The 5,674-nt window shown below is 52.3% G+C and carries 7 protein-coding genes; all 7 read left to right on the forward strand.

Annotation, left to right across the window (positions count from 1 at the left end; translation table 11 throughout):
- A partial coding sequence (locus DW49_RS1000000132720) for a hypothetical protein (RefSeq protein WP_032616413.1) occupies nt 1-539 on the forward strand: 539 nt, incomplete at its 5' end.
- Nucleotides 536-1,204: a hypothetical protein gene (locus DW49_RS0100810; RefSeq protein WP_024421056.1), complete on the forward strand. Its 669-nt coding sequence runs from the start codon at nt 536-538 to the stop codon at nt 1,202-1,204. The genes DW49_RS1000000132720 and DW49_RS0100810, both read left to right, overlap by 4 nt.
- The gene (locus DW49_RS0100815) at nt 1,191-1,664 is read left to right on the forward strand and encodes a hypothetical protein (protein WP_024421057.1); all 474 of its coding nucleotides are present in this window, start codon (nt 1,191-1,193) and stop codon (nt 1,662-1,664) included. Before DW49_RS0100810 ends, DW49_RS0100815 begins: the two co-directional genes overlap by 14 nt.
- A gap of 32 nt (nt 1,665-1,696) precedes the next feature.
- Nucleotides 1,697-3,826, forward strand: a complete 2,130-nt coding sequence (locus tag DW49_RS0100820; RefSeq protein WP_229687592.1) for an AAA family ATPase — start codon at nt 1,697-1,699, stop codon at nt 3,824-3,826.
- A gap of 182 nt (nt 3,827-4,008) precedes the next feature.
- Entirely contained in the window at nt 4,009-4,590 is a 582-nt protein-coding gene (locus tag DW49_RS1000000133510) for a hypothetical protein (protein WP_005622374.1), read from the forward strand.
- On the forward strand, nt 4,532-5,068 hold the full coding sequence (locus tag DW49_RS1000000133515; RefSeq protein WP_229687593.1) for a hypothetical protein: 537 nt from the start codon (nt 4,532-4,534) through the stop codon (nt 5,066-5,068). The genes DW49_RS1000000133510 and DW49_RS1000000133515 overlap by 59 nt, the downstream gene beginning before the upstream one ends.
- Before the next feature lie 336 nt (nt 5,069-5,404).
- Nucleotides 5,405-5,668 carry a hypothetical protein gene (locus DW49_RS0100830; RefSeq protein ID WP_024421058.1) on the forward strand — a complete coding sequence of 88 codons (264 nt, stop codon included), beginning with the start codon at nt 5,405-5,407 and terminating at the stop codon, nt 5,666-5,668.
- Nucleotides 5,669-5,674: the final 6 nt, after the last annotated feature.

A 5,674-nucleotide genomic window follows, 5' to 3' on the forward strand; every position in this document is an offset into this window, starting at 1 on the left:
GACTTGGCCGGACGGATACGGCCAAACGCAATGGTGCATCTACCGAAAGCTTAATGCCAAAAGCCAACCATCGAAAATTCCTAGCTTCAGAGATTATCTCTTGGAGCGTCACCGCTCACTGCCTTGAGCAAATGCACAACGAAATCAAAATGCGCTCTAGCTTCTTGGTGGAAAAGCCTGAAATCGTATCCGGACATCTTGATCGCTTAGAGCTTCAAGACAACACACTCTCCAACCTTATTGCACGTACCGCAGAAGCCAAGTCACATGCAGAATTTTTCACTCCTCAGTTGAAACAACAGATCATGGCCGCGCGTCACAAGCTCTTAGCATTCACAGGGGACTTCAACCGCATTTTGCAAGAAGCCCCCGTCGGATTCACATTGATCGATGAATTCAGAGGCTTGATCAGATCTGCCTGTGAAGTCCTTGGCTTGTCCTTACATGATTTGGGTGAAGCGATGAGTAAGCCCATGGCCCTTGACCGCCCCAATTCGATTCTGAAGCTGATATCAAAGCCTGAGAGTGCCCCTGTATGACCAAAGGAGCGAAGCCAGGGCAGAACCGATTTGCAGGTGCTCAGAAACGCAGTCTTGATTATAGGCTTACACGAATCAAAGACGACGTGATCCCGAGGCTGAAGGCCTTTGTAGGGAAAACATCCTTTGTTGGTGTAACACCCTTCTCCCGATTTTGTGCCGAGTTGTACAATGATGGCCTTGCTGTAAATGAAAAAAAGATCGGATATAGAACGCTTGTCCAGAATACTGAGTACTGGTCGCTCGTCGGGCCTATCTATTACAGGTACTGGGATTCATCCAACAACATGGAATCGAAGAAGGACAACCTAGTAGGTAAGCTGGCTGTTCAGCGGGCAGACCGCCTTCAATCTGATATAGACCGACTGGAGAAAGAAGTCAAAGCCCTTCGAGCGGCGCTACGGGCTCATGGCGCCTCGCCTGCTGCCTTGCAGGAGGGAAAGATCAACGATGAAGTTTTCATGGCAAAGTTTGACAAAACATGCCGTGTTCTAAAGCTCGTACTCGAAGCGAGTGACGGGATGTTTACCGCTGACATTCAGGCTAAGAAAATAAGCTGTGCTTACAATGACCTGGAACCAGCAGAAGGACTTGCACCGAAAGAGCTCATTGAACCATTTATTAGCTGGCTGCAATCCAAAGAGAAAGATCATGACGGCGACTGACCGAAAGCGCTCACCCTTTGAGCGCTACAGAGACTATGTCATGGGCCTGGAACAGGCTGGCCAAAAGTTCCCTCTGAACCAGTTCGGGGATATCAACTTCAGCAAAATAGCTGATGAGTGCGGCAATCGCCGCCAATGGTTTTCCGAAAGTGCCAAGAAGATCTTTTGCTCCAATGGCGATACCCTAGAACAGGTCATTGCAAAAGATATTCGAAAAATCGGCAGTGAGTTTTTTGCGCCCAAGAACCACGATCCTGTTCTGTTGGACATGGCGGAGTCAACCAACCGAGAGTCGAACCGCTTGCGAGCAATACTGGAGCAAAAGCTGAAGGAAAACGAATTACTTCGCGAACAGGTTGAACGTCTATCGGCTGAGGTGCGCCTGCTTCGGACTAATATGGCCGAAATAAGTGGCCAGCAGGAACTGGTGATAGATTCGGGGCGGTCATTTACCTTATGAGCAGTCTATGCAGTGTCATTCAGGTTAGCTCGGTGAAAGTAGGCAGCTTTGGTGGGGCCATTTTCTCAGGGCGCATCCTTGGCGAGAACGAAGTCTATACATGCAAGGCAAGTTACAAGGTAATCACTCGCGTCCCACAGCCAGGCGAATGCTGGAAAATCAATGGCTCGATCGTAAGCCGCGATCAATTCCGAAACTTTGTTCTGGTTGAAAGCTGTCACATTGTGAATCTGCCAGTGGCTGCTTACGTTGAGCGATTACTTGTTAGGCATCCGGCGTTCCGTGGGCTTTCATTTGGCAAAGCAAAAGTCACTAGGCTGATCAGAGAACTCGGAGCGGAAAATCTAGCCCAGTCCCTGACTGAGGGAAGAGTTGGCACCTTAGCAGAGGTGATCAACCCCGACCTAGCTCAGAAGATCGTGAACGCTTGGATGACGCTGCAGAACGAGATTTCTACTATTGAATTCCTGATGGAACACCATTTCGACCCAGGCCTTGCGAAAGGCATCCTGAGAGTTTGTCAGACCGATACAGTGGAAAGGCTAAAGCGCAACCCATATAGCCTGGTCGCATTTCAAGGTGTCCATCCGAACCTGTGGAAAACTGTAGAGGCCACCGCATCCAAGCTGGGTATTTCTCCCAATGATCCACGCAGATTGGTTGGGCTTGTCGAGCACCTTCTTTATGTCCGCCTGGATCAAGGACATACCGCGTGCCCGGTTGACGACCTAAAAACTGAGCTAGCGCTGAAGCTGCGCACCCCTATGCTGGTTAACCTCGCAATAACGTCTGCTCTTGAAAGGCGGGCGGTGTGCGTAAAGAAACTATATGGCATAACGTTGATACAGCCGCTGGGTGCCGCTCTCGTCGAGAGCCAACTGGAGCAGCGTGTGGCGAGCCTTACGTCTGCGCCGACGTCACTACCCCACGGCACACCCCAAGAACTGGCTCAGGCGATTGAGGACTACTGTTCGCGCCGGGAGCTGGCCTCGGGACATTCGCTCACGCCAGGGCAAAAAAATGCTGTGCTGATGGCGCTCACGAACCGAATCAGTACGCTCACCGGGTTTGGAGGAACCGGGAAGACGACAGTGCTAAGAGCCATTGTTGACATCGCATCCGAATCCCGCCCAGTACATGTCCTGGCACTGAGCGGAAAAGCCAAGGAGCGGGCAAAGGAGGCTATTGGTCGAGACACTCATACGATTCACAGCTTTCTGATCAAAATCAAAAGCAGAGAATCCAGCCTCAACAGTGACTCTGACCCGCTGGTCGTGGTTGACGAGGCCAGCATGGTGGACATCGCATTGATGCTCAAGCTTCTGAACGCATTTGCTAAGAAGGAGCTGTCACTCTTACTCGTAGGGGACACCGGCCAACTATCCCCGGTAGGGTATGGCATATTCTTCCACGCAATTGCCAAATCGACAGCGATACCGTCCACTCACCTAACTAAGGTTCACAGGACAGTTGGCGATAGTCATCTGCAGAAGACCGCTATCCAGATTCGATCAGGAGAACTCAACACACTCCCAAGCTGGAACGGCGAGCGGGATGGCGTTTATTTGATCCACTGCACCAACACTCAGGATTTGCTTAACCACCTGTCCAAGCTCAAGCAGATAATCCCAGATGCTCAGGTTTTGACGCCACACATGTCCGACCGCATGGCCGATTCAGGCCACAAAATTAACAACCATCTTCAAAGCGTTCTTCAGCAAACCGACGAGACGCGGGGCATCAAGATGGGAAAATTCTGGCTGCGCGTAAACGATCCCGTCATCATCACCCAGAACAGCTACGAGCATAACCTGTTCAACGGAAACACTGGCGTAATGTCCGGCATAACTAGCCTTGATGGTGAGAGCGCTGGGATTTTCACCTTCAATGGATCTGAAGTGATCCTATCTCGTATGGACTTGTTCCTGCTTGGGATCAATCTTGCCTACGCTATCTCAATCCACAAAGCGCAAGGCAGCGAGTACCACACCTCTATCATTTGCTCCCTGACCCAAAGCAAATTTGTAGAACGCAGCATGCTCTACACCGGCATCTCGCGATCAAAGCGCCTGGCCCTGATCCTAAGCACCCAAGAGCTTCTGCAGCAGGTAGTGGCTCGACCAAACCGAAGTGACACCCTCTGTGTAGGCTTTTCGGCATGACGTCGGGACGACAGGAGCCGTATCTCCGTTCAGGCCAACAGCCGCGCTGGCGGGAGAGCCCTGCCCGTATCGCGCGTAAAACCCATGTAATAACCGCTCTGAGTCGCCGTTAAGGCAATTACAAACCTCCCTGCCCTAGTGGCCAAATGGTAGCCTGAGCAACGCCATCCAAGGAGGAACCCATGCGACTTGATCAAATGCCTTACCACTCTGCGCCCACCCTGGCGGTACTACCATTTCGCCGATTCCACATCGGCTGGGTATGGCACCTGCGCGCCTTGAAACTCTTTACCGAGTCGCACCTCGCGTGGAAGCAATACTTTTTTGATAACGGCAGCGGACATGCCAGAGGAGCGGTGTTCACAACCTATGCCGAGGCCATGAGCGCTGCTGATGAGTTCAACCAGGGCATTCATGACAGGGTCAGACAGGCTCTGGACGACCCGCTGCTCCAAACCTCCACCATCCTGAAAGTAGAGAAAGCCCTGACAGCAGGGCGTCGAATCCGAGACGAGGAAGAGCTGATGGAGCGCGAGGCTATCAAGCGAAATGCCCATCTGCCCCGTCCGGCCATTCAAGATCTTGAACTGCCTAACGGCATCGAACGCCTACGTGGGCATCCATCAAAGCAGCTCGACGTCGCCCCTTACCTTCAGCTTGCGGCCATTCCAGAGTTCAAAGCCTGCCTGCACCGCACCGCAAAAAATGAAATGGGAATACCTTGGCGCGCTGAACGCAAAGCTCTCGCAGGCCTGTTTTCGTGAGTTGATAGCCAGGGCATACGGTTGTTCGGGCTTCGATCATTGGGGACAAACCAAAGCATTAATTCGCGAACAATTGCTTCCTCGTGCAAATAAGCTGCTTCAGCTGGCCAGTGTCAGACAAATGCTGGCCGAGGCGAGGAGCCGAGGACAAAGCGTGCTTGTGATCGGAGGCTTCGTCTTCTGGTATGAAGAGGATGGCTTGCCTCAGTGGGTTGTAAAAAGCACGGGGGGCGAGTCCAGCAGTGGTGAAGGCACCACCCTTTGGCATGAAGGCACCATTCTGTCGAAGAACCATGGACGCATTGTGGTGCTTCCCTACATCAAGGAAAACGGCGAACGTGTCCAGGGTCATACGAAGAATTCAGCACACGACGGAAAGGCGCTACCACGTCACCCAGATCAATACGTCACCCTTCCATTTGAGATCCTGGAAGGTGATCTCATGATCGGACTATTTGGTGAGCTGCACTATGAGTGAGACCCGACGGGTGGCGTCGCGCATAGACAATGTCTGTACCTGTACAGACTATCTTCAAGCTCCCCGCGACCTCAGCGGTACTGGGCTTGCGCATGGAAAGCGGCAGGGTGTAGCTCGGCTAAGGAGAGAAATGATAGATGAACGTCAGGTGCCCCGATCTTTCCAGTATGAGTCACAGCATCATAAGGGCCATTGATTTGAACCCAATAGCCATCATAATGGCACTACCGGCGCGAGCAGCTTGGAGGCTGCTCGCACCTGGCCGTAGACGACCGCCATCTACCCTCGCTGCTCATTTTTTTGCATCTAGGGAACGACATCGAACAAGGACGCTTTATGAATGCTGATCAACAACTAGCGCACGCCCTGCGTATGCGATTTGGCCTCCCACCTGCCCAGCCTACTGACACTCAGCTTGCCAACATCAAAGCTGCAATCAAGCGGATCAAGGATCTTGGAAGGACAGTCACCCAGAATGACTGGGCTGAAGCGGTTAACAACTACTGCCCTGGGGTTGGCGAGAGGATCTACCGGGGAGCAGATAACTCAGACCTCAACACGTTGCTCGCGCTGGCATTGGCCGATGCTAGGAGGGTGTAGACAAAA

The sequence above is a fragment of the Pseudomonas avellanae BPIC 631 genome (assembly GCF_000444135.1).
GTDB lineage: Bacteria > Pseudomonadota > Gammaproteobacteria > Pseudomonadales > Pseudomonadaceae > Aquipseudomonas > Aquipseudomonas avellanae.